This is a genomic window from Rothia mucilaginosa (assembly GCF_049990865.1).
GTDB classification, from domain to species: Bacteria; Actinomycetota; Actinomycetes; order Actinomycetales; family Micrococcaceae; genus Rothia; species Rothia mucilaginosa_I.
In genome coordinates this window covers 201,242-219,701 of the sequence record NZ_CP188231.1, presented here as the reverse complement: position 1 = coordinate 219,701, position 18,460 = coordinate 201,242, and the positions used below count along the sequence as shown (strand labels likewise).

The following is an 18,460-nucleotide window of genomic DNA, read 5'->3' as shown; positions in this document are numbered from 1 at the left end:
CCGGATTCAACCCTGATACCCTCAGCTAAGAATCCGGCTCCGGCGCATTTGATGCTTTTTTTTTCCCCCCCCCCCGGCATATGACACCCCAGCTCATAAGCACGCAGCCGCTACCAACAGCCGCTAAGGACTTAGCCATGATGAACACCCCCGCACCCGGGCTCGTGCCCTCCCCCGCCCCGCAGGAGGCTGCCCTGCACCCACAGGCGGTACAGGTGTGCGCCGATCAGCCCGCTGACCCTCACGCCATGCTGGGTGCTTTTGAGCAGCTACTGGGTGGGTACGCGGCGGGTGCTGGTGCGGAGAGTGTAGAGGCTGCAGAGCCTATTGCCCTGGTGGTGGGCACCTCCGGATCCACCGGAACCCCCAAACGCACCGCACTGACTGCACGAGCTCTTGCCGCCAGTGCGGCAGCCACCGAGAACTTCTTCGGCTCAAACTCCGATGCCGCCTCGCAGTGGCTCCTGGCGCTTCCCGCGCACTATATTGCCGGCGCACAGGTGCTCGCCCGCTCCGTGCTCGCCGGCACCTCCCCCGTCATTGCCCGCTCCGTGACCGAGCCGGTGCACTTTAGCCCCGAAGTTTTCCTGCAGGCGGTTGAGCGAATGAGCTCGGCAGGCCGGTTTATCTCCCTGGTGCCCACCCAGCTGCATAAGCTCCTTGAAAGCGCGGACGCCAACCCGTCCCTGGGCGCTGAGATTCACGAGGCGCTCGGCTCCTTCACCGGAATCCTGCTCGGAGGCGCCCCCTCCAGCGCCGACCTGCTCGCCGCCTCCACCGCGCTAGGGCTGAACACGGTGACCACCTACGGCAGTGCCGAAACCGCCGGCGGATGCGTCTATTCCGGCTCGGTTCTGCCCAGCGTGCGGGTGGAGCTCATGCCCGAAGAAGGCATGCCCGAAAAAAGTATGCCCACAGCGCCGGATATTGAGGGGAAGCCCGCGCAGGTGGGCCGTATTTGGATCAGCGGCGCGCACCTCGCCAGCGGCTACATTGGCGATGCCGCCCGCACCGCCGAGCACTTCTTCACCGCCGCCGACGGCACCCGCTGGTACCGCACCGACGACTACGGGCTGTTGAGCCCTGCAGCAGCTCCCAACAGCAACAAGAACTGTAGCGAGCCGCGCTTGCAGGTGCTCGGCCGTAGCGATGACGTGCTCATCAGCGGAGGCGTAAAAATCTCCGCCCGCGCCGTGGCAACCGTCCTCGAAGAGCACCCCGCCGTACGCGAGGCCTGCGTCATCGGCCTACCCGATGCCCGCTGGGGCACAGCCATTGCCGCCGCGGTCACGCTGGTACCCTCTGCCGGTGCCGCGGCTGCACCTACTGAGAATAACCCCGCACTGAACGAAGACCTCTGCGCCCTGCTGCGTGCCCGCTGCGCCGAAAAGCTCGGTGCCCCCGCCGCACCCAAGCAGCTGAGCATCCTGCCGGATTTCCCGCTCACCAGCACCGGCAAGCCGGACCGCGCAAAAATATACAGTATCCTGGACAGAGACTATCGTCAGGGCTAAAGCAGGCTCATCCGCGGGTTTTTGCCCCGTACACGCAGCCGCCCACACGCCCTGACCGTCACATCACAACCCCTCACGCACAAACTCACGCATCATACGCACTTAGACCCGGAAGGAACCCCTGTGGCAACTGCCGCCCAATGGATTGAAGGCGCTCGCCTGCGCACCCTGCCGCTCGCCGTCGCCCCCATTATTGCCGGCTCAGCTGCCGCCTACGAGATCAACGCATTCAAGCCGCTCTACGCGTTCTTGGCGTTCCTCGTCGCGTTCTTCCTGCAGGTCGGCGTGAACTACGCCAACGACTACTCCGACGGCATCAAGGGCACCGACGAAGACCGCGTGGGTCCGCTACGCCTCGTCGGTTCCGGCGTGGCAAGCCCCCGCTCCGTCAAGTTCGCCGCCTTCGCATGCTTCGGCCTAGCGATGCTTGCGGGTCTTGTCCTGGTGGCTCTGGCGAACCAGTGGTGGTTCCTGGCGATTGGCGCCTCCAGCGTCTTCGCGGCGTGGGGCTACACCGGCGGCAAGCACCCCTACGGCTACATGGGCCTGGGTGACGTGTTCGTTTTCGTCTACTTCGGTCTGGTCGCGACCCTGGGTACCCTCTACACGCAGGCGCACACCCTGACCCTGCTCGGCTGGGTTGGTGCTATCGGCATTGGTCTGATTTCCTGTGCGCTGCTCATGGCAAATAACGTGCGTGACATTCCCACCGACATTGAGGCGGGCAAACTGACCATGGCGGTCCGCCTGGGCGAACGATGGTCGCGCATCACCTACATTGTGGAAATGGCGCTGGCGCTGGGTCTGGGCGTGCTCCTACTCGATGAGAACCCCTGGTTCCTACTGATCTTCCTGCTGGTCGGCCCGACCATCCACTCCTGCGTGACCGTGTGGACACGCGGCGGCCGCGAGCTAATTCCCGTGCTCAAGCAGGCGGGTATTGTGGCGCTCGTGTACTCCGTGATTCTAGCCCTCGCCGTGTGGCTGGGTTCGCTGGATATTATTAGCCACGAGGTTCAGGTGTTCACCGGTTACTAAGACCGGCTACTAAGCCGACCCACGAATCTGCGCCAGATTACCGCGCCGTTACGCCGCTAGCGGGCACCCGGTTCATAGTTCTGCGATAACGCGGCGGTGTGTCATAGTAGTGCTTATGATTCGAGCCATGCTGATTATTGGCGGTGCCGCCCTCATCGTGGGGCTGACCCTCTACACCCTCTTGGACGCCGTCCGCACCCCCGCACACGAGGCGCGAACCCTGCCCAAGTGGCTGTGGGTTCTCGTCACCCTGCTCTTCCCCGTGGTGGGCCCGCTCATGTGGCTTATCCTGGGCCGCCCCAAGGCGCAGCCCGCAGCAGGCGCTCGCCGCGGCTTTGGTCAGCGACGCAGCACCCCCGCGCCCTCAGTGTCTTCGCCCGACGACGATGAAGAGTACCTGCGCTGGCTCAAAGCAAAAGCAGAACGCGAACGCCGTAGCCGCGAGGCAGAATCAAACAACAAGCAGGATTCCGAACGTAAAGATCCCGAGGACGGCACCCCGAATCAGGGTAACGGGCAGAACTAGCCGAGACAGCTAGGCCCGCGCCCCTCAAGGTGTACAGAAAGAGGCTGTGAGCGCATCCGTAACGGATGGGCTCACAGCCTCATACTATGCTCGAAACAGCGTGAGGAACTAGCTACCGGGCAGCTGAATCACGCCACCGTACAGCGGTGCAGCAGGCTCCGAATACCCCACAAAATGCGGCATCTCATGCTCAAAATCAGTGGTGCTAAACGCCAGGGTCGTAATCGACGCCAAGTTACACTCACGGGCACGCGGGTCATGCTGCAGCATGCGACCCTCAACACCCAGGCGAGTAATCCAAATCGGCAGCTGATGCGACACGATAATCGCCTCCGCACCCTCGCCACCCAACTCGTAGGCGGTACGCGCCGCATCCTGAACAGCCGCAGCCATACGGCGAATCTGATCCAGATACGACTCACCCCAGGAGGGGCGCGCCGGGTTGTACAGCTTCGTCCAGTGACGCGGGTTCTTCAGCAACTCCTGCGCGTTCACGTGCAGACCCTCAAAGTAGTTATCCGCCTCAATGACGCGCTCATCCGGCTGCGCGGTCAGACCCAGCAGCTCCTCAACCGGGGCGGCAGACTCACGGGTACGCTGCAACGGCGAGCAGACCAGATGCACAAAACGGGCGCCGCGCTCAGCACGAGCCGCGAACTCCTCAGCGCTCAGACGCACCATCTGCTGGCCCTTATCGGACAGACGGTAGCCGGGCAGACGGCCGTACACGATACGCTCGGGGTTGTGCACCTCGCCGTGACGCATGAGGTGAACTTTAATGGTGGAAGTTTCAGTCATAATCCCAGTCTCTCAGATAGCACGCCGCACCCCAAACAGGTGACCCGCACATCCCCTCTGCAAATACAAAACCCGGCGTACAAAACCCCGCACATAAAACCCCGCCCGCAAAACTGCCAGAACGCAAAAACCCCGCCTCTCCGTACGGAGGGCGGGGCGAAAGAAGTCTATTTACTTCTTGTTGCGGCGCTGGTGGCGGGTCTTACGAAGCAGCTTGCGGTGCTTCTTCTTGGACATACGCTTGCGGCGCTTCTTGATAACGGAACCCATAGGATTTCCTCACTTTACTCGTACCCGGCCGAGCCATTCGACTCGGTAGCTACCCGGGGATATTTATACCGGTATAACCGATCCAAAACGCATTTTAGGCACAGAAATACCCTTGCGTTTTAGAGCGCTACCTACCTAGAGTACTAGGTTTACCCCCATTTTCACCATTCGAGAGCGGCTTTTCAGGAGTTTTTCCCTGAATTTCCGCTTTTCCCGCGGGTATATCGAGGGTATTTCCGGGTGAAAACGGGGATTCGGCAACCCTAACGGCGCTTCTTCTTCGACTTCTTCAAGCCCTTACCGCGGCCGTGAGACAGCACCGAACCGGAAGAAGCTGTAACGCCCTCAGAAGTGCTCTCCTCAGCCTGGGAGGCGGCCTCTACTGATTCCTCAGCCGATTCCTGCGTCAATTCCTGCGCGAGGTTAGATTCCTCAGCGGTTTCTTCAACCGGCTCTTCTGCAAAAACCTTCTCAGCGGGGCTTTCCTCAGCCGCCGCGTGCAACGCCTTCAGACGCTCAGCACGCTCAGCCTCGGCACGAGCCAGCGCCTCCTGATCAATAGCAGGCTGGGGCTCAGGCTTCGCCTCAGCGTTCACAGCCTGTTCCTTCACTGCCTGATCCTTCTCGGGGCTCTCCTGAGCTTCCTCAGGCTCGTACACATCCACGCCAAAGAAACGCTTCATCTTCGAGAAGATGCCGCGGCGCTCCTGCACCGGCTCATCATGCGGAAGCTTCTCATAGGTGTCGTGGATGGTCGCTGCCGCTTCAAGACGGGTAGGCTCAGCAGGCTGAACGGCGGGCGCTTCCTGGCGCGCCGGAGCACGCAGAACCTTCTCAGAAGACTCAGCTTCCGCGGGCACCGCGGCAGTCACAACAGCCGCAGAACGCGCGGTACGGGCAGGCGCAGTCAGCACCCTACTACGGTCCACCGGCTTAATGATGGTTGCACGCACCGGAGAAATAATCTGGCCGCTACGACGACGCGGAGCCGCCGTAGAAGCACGCAGAACCTTCGCGGGGCCCTCGGCCTCTTCCTGCGCGTACGCGGCAGGAGCGCTCGGCAACTGACCGCTGGGAGTCTGGGAGCTGAGAGTCTGCGAGGCGGGAGCCTGGGAGGCGGGTGCGGCCTGCGCTACCGGGGTGTTGCGGCGCGGGGTACCGAAGCTCAGCGGCACATCCGGGCTCGCCGAAGGAGCGGCAGGCCGTGCGGGAGCTGCGGAAGCCGCAACAGGTGCGGGCTGGGACACAGTGGGAATGACATGTTCCACCTTGTCAGAAGCGGAAACATCCGCGCCAAAAGTAGTCTCAGCAGAGGTATCAGTCGGCTCGGCGGGGATCTCAGACGCCGCCTCCTCAATGTAGACGACATCGCCTTCAGGCACCTTGTATTCCACGGCAGAAGACTGCGCAGGCTCAGCCGGGGCCTCAACAGCAGGCTCCACTACATGCTCAGGCGCATCCGCGGCGGGCAACGCACCCGCATCAGCGAAGGACGCATCATCCTGCATCAAATCGTCAAAGTCATCGGCGGCAAACTCATCCACATCAACCGGCGCAAACTCAGAAGCAATCGGCTCACCCGGCAGACCGTTCGCAGAGGTCGCCTCCTGCTCCAGGTCAATACCGGCATCGGCATACATGCCGCGCAGCTGACCAATCACCATGGCACGCGCCGTCGCCGAATCGCCCGCCTTCAAAGCCTCCGCAATAGCGCGGCTCTCAGCACGCAGACGCTCCACAGCGCTACTCCACAGCGGCATACGGCCCACCAGCGACAGCATCGACTCAAAACTCGGCTGACGCACCGACGCGAGCAGACCCACCAGCAGCTCATTACCCGCACAACGCATCACCTGGTGGTGGAAAGTCAGCAGAAGCTCCAGGAAATCACGAATCGACAGGTCGAAATCTTCCATCTGCGCCAGGACCTCGTCCAGCTCCGCGAAGGAGGCGGTCTTCGGGTCAATACGCGCAATCGCCCAGCTTTCCAGCAGAATACGGGTCTGCACCAGGTCACGAGTCGGGTAACGCGAGCTAGACATGTGCAGGCGCAGAGCGGCGCTCGCCGCGGAAGCCGGCTCATCGCTCAGGTGCACCAGCATTTCCTTGCCGCGGCCGTTGTACAGCTGCACCAGATCCATATCTTCCAGGGTGCGTAGTGCCTCGCGGGTACGGGAACGACCCACACCAATAGCGCGCGCAATTTCGCTATCGCTGGGCAGATCCTGACCCAGCTGAATGTTGCCCTCGAACAGTTCGTTCTCGAGCCAGCGCAGAATTTTACGATGAATAGCCACGTGAATGCGTCTTTCGGTTAAAAGTGAGTGAGTGTGTGTTTTACAGAGAGTTCATGCCGGAAGTGATCGGCAGGGCAGACCCTAGCCGCCCGTCTTAGCGGCGGCGGCCACGCAGGAAGCCGAAGAGGCCACCGCGGTGGTTATCCTTCGCCTCGGTGCTGGTCGTCTCAGTGCTGGGGCGGTACACCGAATCGTAGGCGGGCATGGTCTGATACTCGGGCTCCTCAGCGGAGGTTTCAGCCTTAGCAGGCTCACCCTCAACAGGCTCATCATTGGTGGGCTCATCATTGGTGAGCTCATCATTGGCAGGCTCGACCTTACCGAGTTCAGCCTTCTCAGTAGCTTCTGCAGGCGAAGCTACTTCCTCAGCAGATTCAGCCTTCACGGGCTCTTCTGCCGCGGCTTCATCTACTACGTTCTTCTCAATCACAGACTGTTCAGCTGCAGAATCCTCAGCTGCAGATTCCTTGCGGGTTGCTTCTTCCTTGACGGACTCAGCGGGTGTAACAGGCTTCTCAGCTGCGCCCTTTTCGTCGGTAGCCTTTTCCTCGGCGATCTTTTCAAGCACAACAGCCTCGGGGATCACAGCGATAGGCTGAATCGAGCCACCCACAACCGCAGCGGGGTCGATGCCATAAGGCACCACAGCCGCAGGCTGAGGGAATACCACCGGCTTCTGCGCTACGACAGGCTTAGCCTCAGCAGATGCCGCAGGGGTAGCGGGCTGAGCGGGGGTTGCCGACGCCGCGGGGGCCACCCCAGCATCGTAACCGTAGGATGCGGGAGTGAAGGGGCGCATCGGGGTGCTATCCACTGCCTCTTCCTGCGAGGTGGGCTCAGCAGCTCCCGCCTTCTCAGCGACAGGTTCGGAATCGGTGCTATCAGCAGCCTGCTCCGCAGGGCGCGAGTAGATGCGCGCGCTGGGGGTCAGGTGCTGTGCGCGGGCGCGCTGAATGCGAGCCTGCTCGATTTCCTCGGGGGTGGGTGCCTCAACGGTGAGAGTTTCAGAGTCGGTCGCCTCGGGCTTCTCCGCGGTTGCGCTCTTCTCGGATGCAGCCGGTGCAGTTGCGGCGGGTGCAAGCTTCTGAGCGGGTTCTTCGACTGCGGGCTTCGGAGCGCTCTTTTCGAAGGTCTTCTCGACCGGCTTCTCAGCCGTCGCCTTGCTGGAGGCAGATGCAGGCACGCCACCGGGCAGTGCCACGGGCGCGTGCGCCTCATTGGACTGGTGCGCAATCTGAACGGTCTCATTAATCCACTCGGTCACGGTGGCGAATACATCCGGATTCAGGGAGTAGAGGCGACGCTGCCCCTCCACGGTCACGGAGACCACATCTGCATCGCGAAGGACTTTCAGGTGCTTCGAAATGGTCGGCTGGCTCATGCCCAGCTTCTCAACCACTGCACCCACCGTGTGGGTTTGCTCAGCGAGAATACGCACAATTCGGCGGCGAGTCGGATCCGCGATGACAGAAAAAACATCAGAATGCATATAGCGATTATGACATATAAAGTGGCGCCTCAAGCTTAGAATGAGGGTGATACAGAAATTACCTTCAAAAATTCTGAAAGACTACTGAGTACTAGCTCAATATGGAGCACTGAAGGGGAGAAAAGCATGAAGTGCCTATCACATCTCATGATGGTTTCCTGTATCTCATCCTAGGCATATGCAAGCCACCCAACCCCTCAATACTTATATAGCTAATACAGAATATATAGTTTTCGTGGTTCCACCCACAAAACCAACCGCATGCCTTCTCCAAGCTCACATATTTACCCCCAAACCACCAGAGCCTCAACCCCCTCAGCAGGCACCTGGCGCGATACACTAGAAGGCGTTAAACACAGGCTCAAACAGCCGCTCAACACACCAACACCCAGACACCCGCTGAAGGAGGCGCATGGGACGCATCATCCGCCGCACCCGGCGCCGACACCACCACCCCCAGGGCCAGCTCAACCGCCGCTGGGACACCCTCAGCGGTGCCACCTCCGAACCCCAAAAGCAACAGGTTCGCCGAAGCCGCCGCGACCGCCTCGAAGCTGAAAACCTCAGCATCCTCACCAGCGTGCCCGGCATCGATCTTGACCGTCTGCCTACCCTACGTGACCACGAAGACTCCGAGACTCAGCGCAAACGAACCCCACTAGAGTTCAACCAGAAGACTCTCGAACGCTTCCGCGACTTCATTGATTCCTCGGTTCTGGCATCCCCCTCACGCACTGCAATCAGTGCCTTCTTTCTAGTCATCATCTTCTTCACCGTCATGCTGTCCCTGCCGATTTCTTCGGCAGACGGGCAGCGCGTCGCGCTACACCACGCGGTCTTCACCTCAACCAGCGCGGTCACCGTGACCGGTCTGACCACCGTCTCCACAGCAGATCAGTGGTCAACCTTCGGTCAGGCAATGATTCTTCTCGCCTGCCAGGTGGGTGGCCTGGGCACGCTGACCATCACCTCCCTACTGGCGCTGGCTATCGGCCGCAAAATGGGTCTGCGCACCAAACTCATCGCCCAGGAAGACCTGAACATCAGCCGACTCGGCGAGGTCGGCGGCATCGTTAAAGCGGTGGCGTACGCGTCTTTCTCCATCGAAGCGTTCATTGCAATGCTCCTCACCCCGCGATTCCTCGCGCTCGGTGAAGCACCACACGAGGCCCTGTGGCACGGCATTTTCTACTCGGTTTCGGCATTCAACAACGCCGGATTCACCCCGCACTCGGACGGCATCGTACCCTACGGCCACGATCTTTTCCTGCTCGTACCCATCTGCATCGCGGTGTTCCTCGGCTCGCTCGGCTTCCCCGTGTTCATTGCGATTCAGCGCAACCCTTTCCGTCCCTCACACTGGCAGCTAACCGCAAAACTGACCGTGGTCACCACCCTCTTCTTCTTCGGTTTTGGTGCCTTCTTCTGGGGTCTTTTCGAATGGAATAACCCCGCAACCATCGGTTCCTACTCTCCCGGCGATAAAATCCTCAACGCCATCTTCGCCTCCGTGATGATGCGTTCGGGCGGCTTCAACCTGGTTGACATGGACGCCATCACCCCCGTCTCCACGCTACTGACGGATACGCTCATGTTCATTGGTGGCGGCTCCGGCTCGACCGCAGGCGGCGTGAAGGTCACCACCATCGCCGTGATTGCCCTGTCGATTCTTGCCGAGGCGCGAGGTGACCAGAAGGTCGTAGCGTTCAATCGCACTATCCCCGAATCCTCTCTGCGCATTGCCATCTCTGTGATCGTTATGGGTGCTACCGTGGTAGGTGTTGGCACCGCATCGATTCTCATCATTAGCGGCGCAGATCTCAAAGAAGTCATCTTCGAGGTCATCTCCGCCTTCGCGACCTGCGGCCTCTCAAACGGCCTCTCCGCCAGCCTACCTCCGGCAGGCGTGTACGTGCTCAGCGTTCTGATGCTCATTGGTCGTGTGGGTACTACAACCGCCGCAACCGGCCTGGCGATGCGTTCACGCCGCCGCCTCTACAAGTTCCCCGAAGAAAGGCCCACCATTGGCTAGTGCACATAACGCCCCCGTCCTCGTCATCGGCTTGGGACGCTTCGGTTCGGCTGTGGCTGCCCAGTTGCGCCTGCAGAATAAAGAGGTTCTCGCCATCGAGAAGGACCCCGAGCTGGTGCAGAAATGGTCCGGCGTGCTGACCCACGTGGTCTCCGCCGATGCGACCGATATCGACACCCTGCACCAGTTGGGCGCGGACGATTTCGGTTCCGCCGTGGTGGGCGTGGGCACCTCCGTGGAGGCGTCTGTGCTGATTACCGCGAACCTCGTAGACATTGGTGTGGAGCGTATCTGGGCGAAGGCTATCACCCCCGCGCACGGCAAGATTCTGGAGCGTATTGGCGCGCACCACGTGGTCTACCCGGAGGCGGATGCCGGCCGCCGCGCCGCGCACCTCGTCTCGGGTCGACTGCTGGACTACATTGAGTTTGATGACGACTTCGCGATTGCGAAGATGCGCCCACCGAAGGAAACCCACGGCTTCACCCTCGCCGAGTCGGATATCCGCTCCAAGTACGGCGTGTCCGTGGTCGGTATTAAGTCCCCCGGTGAGGACTTCACCTACGCGGACGCGACCACCCGCATTCACTCGCGCGACATTCTGATTGTGTCCGGTCAGGTGGATTTGATTGAGCGTTTCGCGGCGCGCCCCTAAGCGCATTTTTCCATACCCCGCGGCGGTTACTTTTCCTGTCTTTGCCGGCTTTGAGGAGCGCGTATTTGAGGGCCCGTATTTGAGAAGCCTGCGAATAGACATAGAAAAACAGCCTCTTCCCGTTCTGTCGGGAGGAGGCTGTTTTCTGTGGTTTTACCCAATCATAGGGATGCTACCGGACGGTATTAGTCCCCGCTGGTTAGTCCGTAATGACTAGTCCTCGTCAGCGGTGTACAGCTGGCTCATTTCCGCCGAACGTGCCGCACAAGCGCGCATCGCGTCCTCGGTCAGCTGGAAGAGGCCACCGTCCACGAAGGTGTTCAGTGCACGCTCGGTGGTGCCGTTCGGGCTGGTCACGGCGCGGCGCAGGGCGGGCGCATCCGGGTTGGTGTCGAGCAGGAAGCCGGCACCTGCAACGGTTGCGCTGGCAAGCTTGAGGGCGGTGTCTGCGTCCAGGCCGAGCTTCTCACCGGCGGTTGCCATCGCCTCCGCAAGCAGGAACGCGTATGCCGGGCCGGAACCGGAGACGGCGGTGACCGCATCCATCTGGTCTTCGCGGACCTCAACGACCAAGCCGACGGTGCCCAGGACCTCTTCGACGAGCTTCTTCTGCTCGGCCTTCACGGTGTCGGTGGTGGAGATGGCGAGCACGCCCTTGCCCACGGAGGAGGGGGTGTTCGGCATGCAGCGAACAATGGGCTGACCTGCAGGAAGGCACTCGGCGAGGGTTTCGAGGGTCACGCCAGCAGCAACGGACACCACAACGGCGTTCGGTGCGAGGGCGGGCGCAATATCGCGGGCGAGCTCAACGATGCCGTAGGGCTTCACGCCGAGCAGCACGACGTCTGCGTGGGCGGTTGCCTTGTGGTTGCCGTCGGCTTCGCCGCCGGTGGTGATGATTTCTACCTTGTCGCCGAGGCGCTGGGCGAGGGCGGCACGAGATTCTTCGCTACGCACGGTAGCGCGGATGTGGGCGGGGTCGTGGCCTGCGGCGAGCAGACCTGCGGCGATGGAGCCGTTCATGGAGCCGGTGCCGAGAAAAGCAATAGTTGCGGTCATCGTTGATCCTTCCTAATGGGGTGCCTGCGCCGGGTGCCGGCAGGCGTGCGCCGGTGTGTTCCGGGGGCTACTGTTCGGTGCGCGGCGGGCGCGTGGAGGCGTACCCTTCCAGCATAGCGGGTGCGCCGGTGAGGGTGTGACCTGGCTCGTGTTTCTTCCGCGTTTTCTGGGCGGCGGCTTCACTCAGCGCGCCCCCATGTGCCGGGCTCAGCTTCCCACCCTGCGGCCCACCCATAAGGCGTAAAGTGCAGGCGTAGAATGAAAGCAACTTCAACCGCGGCAGTTTGTGCCGGGCATGAAGCCTTCAACAACACACAGCACGCAACACACCCCTTTTTCTATGTCTTCTCATACTGGTTCTTCCTCGAATAGTCCGCAGAATCCTGCTGGTTCCCGATCTTTTTCGTTGCGCCTCCTTCTGGGACTGACCCTTGCCGCGCTGGTCACAGGCGTGTTCAGCGGCCTGGGTGCGATTGCCCTGCATTATGTTCTGGATTTTATGCAGGAGCTAACTTTCGGTCAGGCTGAGGGACATCATCCGATGGTCACTGACGGCGCTGACCCGGCGCGTCGTGCCCTGGTGCTGGCGGCGCTGGGGCCGTTTGTGGCGCTGGTTTGGTATTACCTGCAGTCGGGCGGTCGGCGTGTGGTCGGTGTGAAGTCGCAGATTGCGGGTGCTACCGAGGAGGATCGTGCGCCGTCGCTGTGGCGGCAGATTTCGCATTCGGTGATTCAGATTGTTGCGGTGGGTGCGGGTTCCCCGGTGGGTAAGGAGGTCGCGCCTCGTGAGCTGGGTGCGCTGGCTGCGGGTCGGTGCGCGCGTTTTCTGGAGCGTGTGGGTGGCCCTCGCCCGGATGGTTCGCCGCTGCTGGGTAATCGTGAGCGTCGCCTGCTGGTGGCGGCGGGTGCGGCGTCCGGTTTGGCGGCGGTGTATCAGGTGCCGATTGGTGGCGTGGTGTACCTTGTGGAGACGATGGCTGTTGGTTTGAGCCTGCGGTCGCTGTATGTGGGGGCGGTAACGGTGTGGACGGCGACGGTCACGGCGAATCTGGTGATTGTCAATGAGCCGACGTACCCGGTGCCGCAGCTTCCGTTGGATGCGACGACGCTGACGGTGGCGGCGCTGACGGGTGTGGTGTTGACTCCGTTGGCGTTGGGTTTTAGGGCGTTGTCGCAGCGTGCGGAGAAGTTGAAGGCGAAGGATCGTTCTCTTCTGTGGCGTATTCCGGTGGCGTTTGCGCTGGTCGCGGTGGTTTCGCTGTGGCTTCCGGAGATTCTGGGTAATGGTCGTCTGCTGACTCAGCACACGTTTAATGTGTCTTTGGATGCGGCGGCAGGCGGTTTGTCTGCGGCGGCGGCAGTGTATGTGTTGGCGTTGGCTGTTGCGAAGGCTGCGGTGGTGCTGTTGAGTCTGCGTTCGGGTTCGTATGGCGGCACGCTGACGCCGGGTTTGGCGTTGGGTGCGGCGGCTGCGTTTTGCGTGGCGGCGCTGGTGCTGTGGGCATTCCCGGGTTTGGATGGGGTGCCGGGTGGCGCGTCGATGGTGTTGTATGCGGCGGCGTTGACGGGTACGGCGGCGTTTCTGGGTGTGTCGATGAATGCGCCGCTGTCTGCGTTGACGTTGTTGATTGGTTTTACGGGTCAGGGTGCGAGTGCGTGGCTGCCGATGGCGGTTGCGGTGGGCACGGCGGTGCTGACGCGTTGGGCGTGGACGCGGGCGTTTGGCACTAAGAAGTAGGTTCTGACAGGTGGCGGGCGGCCCCGGATGCGTGTGTGCGTCCGGGGCCGCCCTGATTTGTTGTGCCGAAGAGCTGCCTTAAATTTGCTTTGACGGCTTTGAAAGGAATAGCAGATAGATTCCGAAGATGAGCTTAATCGCCGCGTCGATATATGCAATTACCTCTAACGGGATGTTGGTAAAAATATATCCCGCAAACACGTTAATGGCACAGATAAGACCCAGGTATATCATTGACTTTCCATGCACAAAATAGTATGGGAAGAAATGCAGTGCGGTTGCCATCAGCGCTCCCAGCCAAATCAGCCTCCAATTTTCAGTTGCGAAGAATGGGCCGCCCAGCAAAATCATCAAGACAAATAATAGAATAACGGCACGTGAAGATACTTTCTTTTGAAATTCGCTCGAAGGGCCATCGGCTAGTCTATTCAGCACCTTCTTGTTCATGTTGATTGAGAAAAAGCTGACGACGTACCCAATGCTGAATACTTGCATATTTATTATTTGTTTTCCTCCGGTCATGGTGGCTATTGCTATAACTGCCGCTACCACAATTAGCCACAGCCCGCAGGCCCTCTTATAGTTAAATTCCAACTTTTCATCTTTGTTATAGTTTAGAAAAGTCATCGATACCTCCAATAGCCTCTCGTAGAGTCACTTCTCTTGTTACTTCACTAAATTTTAATATGAAAAAATTCTGCAATATATCAATATAACCCAGTCCTTCTGACTATTAATTACACCTCCTATGATTATATCAAAATGGCAATAGAGAATTCGTCAAAAAGCGAAAGAAGCGGCCCCAGATGCGTGTGTGCGTCCGGGGCTGCCTGCTTTTTAGACTGAGGTTTTCGATAGGTTAGTGTCTTTGCCGTGGGTCTTTAACCCACAGTGAAGACACTAACCTATCGACGAAAACACTAAGTCATTACCGGTTCCCGCCTACCTGGCGCAGCCGGAGATTCGGTCATGGGTTACGGATTTGTGCCATGGTTTAGCGTCTTTGGCCATAGTTAAAAGCCATGGCAGAAGACACTAAACCATGGCACAAATTCTGCAGGGGTTGCAGCCCCATAGTGAGAAGCCACATGTATTTCCAGAAGCCACTTATGACGTGGCTGTTCGAAACACATGTGGCTTCTCAACGTTTACCCTTGCGGAGGCGTAGGCTGGGATTCTTCTTGAATCTCAGAATTCAGCGCTTGAGTATCTTTGCGCTCCAAATTTTCCTCTGAAATTCCAAAAATTTCTGGTCTATATTCACCGTAGTTGTATCCACGACTCTTATGCCTAATATTTACAATCCAATAGGGAAGGCAAAAAATAATTGGCTCTAAAATAGATGCAAACTTAGATTCCACCCACTTGGGACAATAAACAAAATTTCGATAGTTCTCATCCCAAAGAGCAAATAAGCATCTCTGCGAATTATTGATTTTATTCAAGGAAGATTGAAATAAATCATTAAATTTATCACTCGGTAAATCCTCTTGAAGGATGCGGAGATAACCATATTCAGCGAACCATTCTCCCGACAGACCCATCCGTGTAGATTCAGCCAGATTAACCCCAAAACCCAAGGCATATAAGCAGAATAGTACCTTAAATGCAAATGATATGGTCACCCCAATAAAATCCTCACCACCTGATAACACCCAGGCGATATATGCAATAGTCAACATAAGCATGAGAAGCAACATTCCCACAAATACAGGCAAAATAAATAGACCCTCTAGCCAGAGATATTTACCGTATCTAAAGTTTGGCAGAGAACTAATTTCTTTATCACCGTGTACGACCAGACTTGCCGGAATATTTAGGAGCCGTTTCTGTCCACGTATATTAGAGCAGGAGGCAAGAACCTTTCTCTCCCAGATTGCGCGTGTGAGAGCTTCCTTTCGTGAAGACTCAATCTCTTGATATTCTGGTGAATTTTTGACCAATACATGAACATTCGTTGAATCAACAAGATCTTTGTATTTCTCTGAAACTTCAAGCCATTCTTTATATCGCGTCAGCTCAGGAGGTGTTCCTTGTTTGGAGAGCTCCATCTGCTGCGTTGCTTTACGAGCCGTTAAACCAACGCCAATTACGGCAATAGCTGCAGCAATAACGGTCGCAGAGGCGGGGAGAATAGCCTTCCATGCATCCGGATCATGGGTCCAATGCCAGAGATAATCCCAGGTAAATCCCTCAGCTAGCACCTGCGCTAGCAGTAGTTGGTTCGTCATCGGTGATTGTTCCTTTCTTCGTATTGTCGATTAATTACTATGGCAAAAAATTTTGCACTTCTCATAACCACATAAATTCCTACCCATCTGTAAACCCAAAAATATTTAAGGCCACATGTGGCGGAGAGATTTTGAAGGCCTAGAATTAGATGCCCTTGAATATCGATAAAGTTTTTTTCTACCATATACAGGAGATAAATCATCTTCCCCTAATTCAGATTTATATGCCGCATAGTAATCACTAATTTTCCGCACTGACATATAAATATAAGCTATAGCTAAATAATCCAGAGGTTTACCACCTTTAGAGTCTTCAATATAGCAGGATATAAACTTATCAGAGTACAATTTAAGTTCTTTGTCAAAAATGCACTTTATATCATACTGCCATAATTTCATTACCAAGTAAGCACTAAATATTGAGATTATAAATATAGCCATGAGAGCCAAGAGACTAGACTTCACTGATTCATCAATAGATTCCAAATATGACGCATACAAATACACCAATACCAATAAGATAAATAGAATATATATAGTTCTGTATAGCAACTTTCCGATCAAGTCAGCCCAAAAATACCTGCCCCAAACTAAAGTTCTATGCCACCATCTCAAATCTGATGTTTCCGCGACATACAAAAGCCCCCTATATAAATATCCAACTTCAAAGAGTCTAATAAGCAACTCAATTAGAAAAACACTCAGAATAACACCAGAAACTGAGACTGCAAACTCAGATGACTCCGTAACAAGGAAAAATGATAGCGGACTAAAAAATAAGCAAATAATGCACAAGAACCTCAGTCCAGGATTTCTAAGCAATTCAACGAGACCCTTGAGGTATAGATTTGTTTTGACTTTAAAACTGAATCCAAGATAACCAAACTCAGATATAAAACGGTCTCCATATTCACAGCCCGAATCATTATTCCCATCTATAGAAGAAAAATCACTCGTTTTAATCTTTGGCTCTGCAAGCAAAGAGTCCACTATAGAATACTCATTAACATGAGATTTATTAATCTTTTTGTATATCTTATTAAATTTTTTAAGCTTATAGACATTTGCGATTAAGATATCTTTTTCATTATAAGTAAGCATCAATCCAGACACCAGCGTAAACCAGGCAAAAAATGCAATAACCCATGAGGGAATATCACCATATCTTGAAAGGTCAATTTCTGCAGGAACAAAATATTTACCCCACTCTGGACCTATCCGCAAACCCCTGAAAAAATCCGGTGCGTACGAGGTCCCTTGAAGATAACCTGCGAGAGCGGCATGCCAAAAATTTATAATAAAAACTGCAGAAATGATATAGCTAACACATTTAGCAAACTTACGATAAGCAGCACGGCGAGCTTCACCCAAAATACCTTCATGCCCATCTGCAAATTTCCCTACACTAACGTATAGACTTAATAGCAGACTCGCTAGAGAAGCAATAATTCCGGCACGTACATCAAATATATAATATGGAATATTAAAAAAATATGCAGGAAAAATTTTTGGCGCATTAACAGAGCTGGACATATAGGAAAGCCCAGAAATACAATTAACAAGGAGACAAAGCAAAGAGATGTCTCTAAAATATCTTAAAGGCTTCCAAAAAATATTTTCTCGAAATATCTTTTTTCGTTTTTCTTCGTGCTCTTCGCCCCAGGTGTTGTTGACTTCGTCAATAACTTCTTGGATTTTCATCGGTGATTGTTCCTTTCCTACATCTTTGTCGGCGGGTTATATACAAAAGAAAAGCGGTGACCCCGCAGGCCGGTGCTTACCAGCCTGCGGGGTTCATCATCATGGGGCTATGCGCCCAGGAGGGTCTTCGGGTTGACCGGAGTACCCGTACCCTCCGCCAGGTGCTCAATACGCTTCAGGATCAGGCCCTCACGCAGCGCCCACGGGCACACACGCATCGTCTCAACCCCAAACGCCTCCATCGCCGCCTCCGCAGCGATAGCGCCCGCCAGCATCTGCTCCGCACGCGCCTTCGAAACCCCGGGCAAATCGCCGCGCTCCTTCACCGTCATCGCCTCCATGCGACGAGTCCACAGGCGCAAATCCTGCAAATGCATCTCACGCTTCACATGCGGGCCCGCCGAATACGGCGCCGCACCACAAATACGCGCCAACGAACGGAACGTCTTCGACGTACCCACCGTCATATCCGGCGCACCATAACGCAACAGATTCTCCGCCACCGGGGCAATCTGCTCACGCACATACTTACGCAGACGCTTCACCTGCTTCGGGCTCGGCGGCTGCTCATCAAAAAACTCACGCGTCAAACGGCCCGCACCCAACGGCACGCTCATCGCCGCATCCGGCAACGCATTCGTACCCGTCGAAAACTCAAACGAGCCGCCACCAATATCAAAATCAAGGATGCGACCCGCACCCCAGCCCTGCCAGCGGCGCACCGCAAAGTACGTAATCGCCGCCTCCTGGTCGCCCGAAATACCGTTCAGGCTCACACCGGTCTGCTCACGCACCTGATGCAGCACCGCCGCACCATTACCCGCCTCACGGATAGCACTCGTGGAGAACGCCAGCAGGTCCTCCGCCTCATTCTCAATCGCGAAGTCGCGGGCGCTAGTCACGAAGCGGGTCAGCGCGTCCGCGCCCTCCTGCGAAATATTGCCCTCAGCGTCGAGGTACTGCACGAGCTGCAGCGGAATCTTATGGGACGCGTACGGTTCGGGGCGCGCCCCGGGGCTGCCGTCAATCAGTAGCAGGTGGACCGTATTCGACCCGACATCCAGAACTCCCAGGCGCACGATGCGCTCCCCTCCCCCGCCGCGCGGCGGGAT

15 protein-coding genes are annotated in these 18,460 nt (G+C 57.0%); 6 read left to right on the top strand and 9 right to left on the bottom strand.

The features are described from left to right. Positions 1-137 precede the first annotated feature (137 nt). The 3 genes from ACP3RB_RS00925 to ACP3RB_RS00915 all read left to right on the top strand — a co-directional run bounded on the left by ACP3RB_RS00925 (position 138) and on the right by ACP3RB_RS00915 (position 3,078). The gene (locus ACP3RB_RS00925; protein ID WP_426699187.1) at positions 138-1,514 is read left to right on the top strand and encodes an AMP-binding protein; all 1,377 of its coding nucleotides are present in this window, start codon (positions 138-140) and stop codon (positions 1,512-1,514) included. A gap of 123 nt (positions 1,515-1,637) precedes the next feature. Continuing rightward, on the top strand, positions 1,638-2,552 hold the full coding sequence (locus ACP3RB_RS00920) for a 1,4-dihydroxy-2-naphthoate polyprenyltransferase (RefSeq protein ID WP_303979794.1): 915 nt from the start codon (positions 1,638-1,640) through the stop codon (positions 2,550-2,552). A gap of 115 nt (positions 2,553-2,667) precedes the next feature. Continuing rightward, positions 2,668-3,078 (top strand): PLD nuclease N-terminal domain-containing protein, encoded by a 411-nt coding sequence (locus tag ACP3RB_RS00915; RefSeq protein WP_426699186.1) that lies wholly within the window; start codon positions 2,668-2,670, stop codon positions 3,076-3,078. Positions 3,079-3,186: 108 nt separating this feature from the next. On the opposite strand, the gene ACP3RB_RS00910 is transcribed toward ACP3RB_RS00915, so the two are convergent. From ACP3RB_RS00910 to ACP3RB_RS00895, 4 genes are all read right to left on the bottom strand, one after another. Then, positions 3,187-3,876 carry a histidine phosphatase family protein gene (locus ACP3RB_RS00910; protein ID WP_303979790.1) on the bottom strand — a complete coding sequence of 230 codons (690 nt, stop codon included), beginning with the start codon at positions 3,874-3,876 and terminating at the stop codon, positions 3,187-3,189. Between the two features lie 171 nt (positions 3,877-4,047). Then, a complete protein-coding gene (locus tag ACP3RB_RS00905) occupies positions 4,048-4,146 on the bottom strand; it encodes a 30S ribosomal protein bS22 (RefSeq protein WP_005504750.1) in 99 nt (32 codons plus the stop codon). Between the two features lie 263 nt (positions 4,147-4,409). After that, positions 4,410-6,443 (bottom strand): FCD domain-containing protein, encoded by a 2,034-nt coding sequence (locus ACP3RB_RS00900; protein WP_426699185.1) that lies wholly within the window; start codon positions 6,441-6,443, stop codon positions 4,410-4,412. Positions 6,444-6,537: 94 nt separating this feature from the next. Then, a complete protein-coding gene (locus ACP3RB_RS00895; RefSeq protein WP_426699184.1) occupies positions 6,538-7,932 on the bottom strand; it encodes a metalloregulator ArsR/SmtB family transcription factor in 1,395 nt (464 codons plus the stop codon). Between the two features lie 412 nt (positions 7,933-8,344). Between ACP3RB_RS00895 and ACP3RB_RS00890 the strand changes: the two genes are divergently transcribed. Both ACP3RB_RS00890 and ACP3RB_RS00885 read left to right on the top strand, forming a co-directional pair. After that, a complete protein-coding gene (locus ACP3RB_RS00890) occupies positions 8,345-9,964 on the top strand; it encodes a TrkH family potassium uptake protein (RefSeq protein ID WP_426699183.1) in 1,620 nt (539 codons plus the stop codon). After that, positions 9,957-10,619: a potassium channel family protein gene (locus ACP3RB_RS00885; RefSeq protein ID WP_005504725.1), complete on the top strand. Its 663-nt coding sequence runs from the start codon at positions 9,957-9,959 to the stop codon at positions 10,617-10,619. Before ACP3RB_RS00890 ends, ACP3RB_RS00885 begins: the two co-directional genes overlap by 8 nt. A gap of 213 nt (positions 10,620-10,832) precedes the next feature. Here ACP3RB_RS00885 and proC read toward each other — a convergent pair whose 3' ends face one another. Beyond that, positions 10,833-11,678: a pyrroline-5-carboxylate reductase gene (gene proC, locus ACP3RB_RS00880; protein WP_070819352.1), complete on the bottom strand. Its 846-nt coding sequence runs from the start codon at positions 11,676-11,678 to the stop codon at positions 10,833-10,835. A gap of 340 nt (positions 11,679-12,018) precedes the next feature. Here proC and ACP3RB_RS00875 point away from each other — a divergent pair, with 340 nt between their 5' ends. After that, the gene (locus tag ACP3RB_RS00875) at positions 12,019-13,416 is read left to right on the top strand and encodes a chloride channel protein (protein ID WP_426699182.1); all 1,398 of its coding nucleotides are present in this window, start codon (positions 12,019-12,021) and stop codon (positions 13,414-13,416) included. Positions 13,417-13,494: 78 nt separating this feature from the next. On the opposite strand, the gene ACP3RB_RS00870 is transcribed toward ACP3RB_RS00875, so the two are convergent. The 4 genes from ACP3RB_RS00870 to ACP3RB_RS00855 form a co-directional block, all read right to left on the bottom strand. After that, on the bottom strand, positions 13,495-14,043 hold the full coding sequence (locus tag ACP3RB_RS00870; protein WP_426699181.1) for a DUF6609 family protein: 549 nt from the start codon (positions 14,041-14,043) through the stop codon (positions 13,495-13,497). 521 nt (positions 14,044-14,564) lie between these two features. After that, entirely contained in the window at positions 14,565-15,647 is a 1,083-nt protein-coding gene (locus ACP3RB_RS00865; protein ID WP_426699180.1) for a hypothetical protein, read from the bottom strand. A gap of 105 nt (positions 15,648-15,752) precedes the next feature. After that, positions 15,753-17,348, bottom strand: a complete 1,596-nt coding sequence (locus ACP3RB_RS00860; RefSeq protein ID WP_426699179.1) for a hypothetical protein — start codon at positions 17,346-17,348, stop codon at positions 15,753-15,755. Positions 17,349-17,455: 107 nt separating this feature from the next. Beyond that, positions 17,456-18,427 carry a Ppx/GppA phosphatase family protein gene (locus ACP3RB_RS00855; RefSeq protein WP_426699178.1) on the bottom strand — a complete coding sequence of 324 codons (972 nt, stop codon included), beginning with the start codon at positions 18,425-18,427 and terminating at the stop codon, positions 17,456-17,458. Positions 18,428-18,460 lie beyond the last annotated feature (33 nt).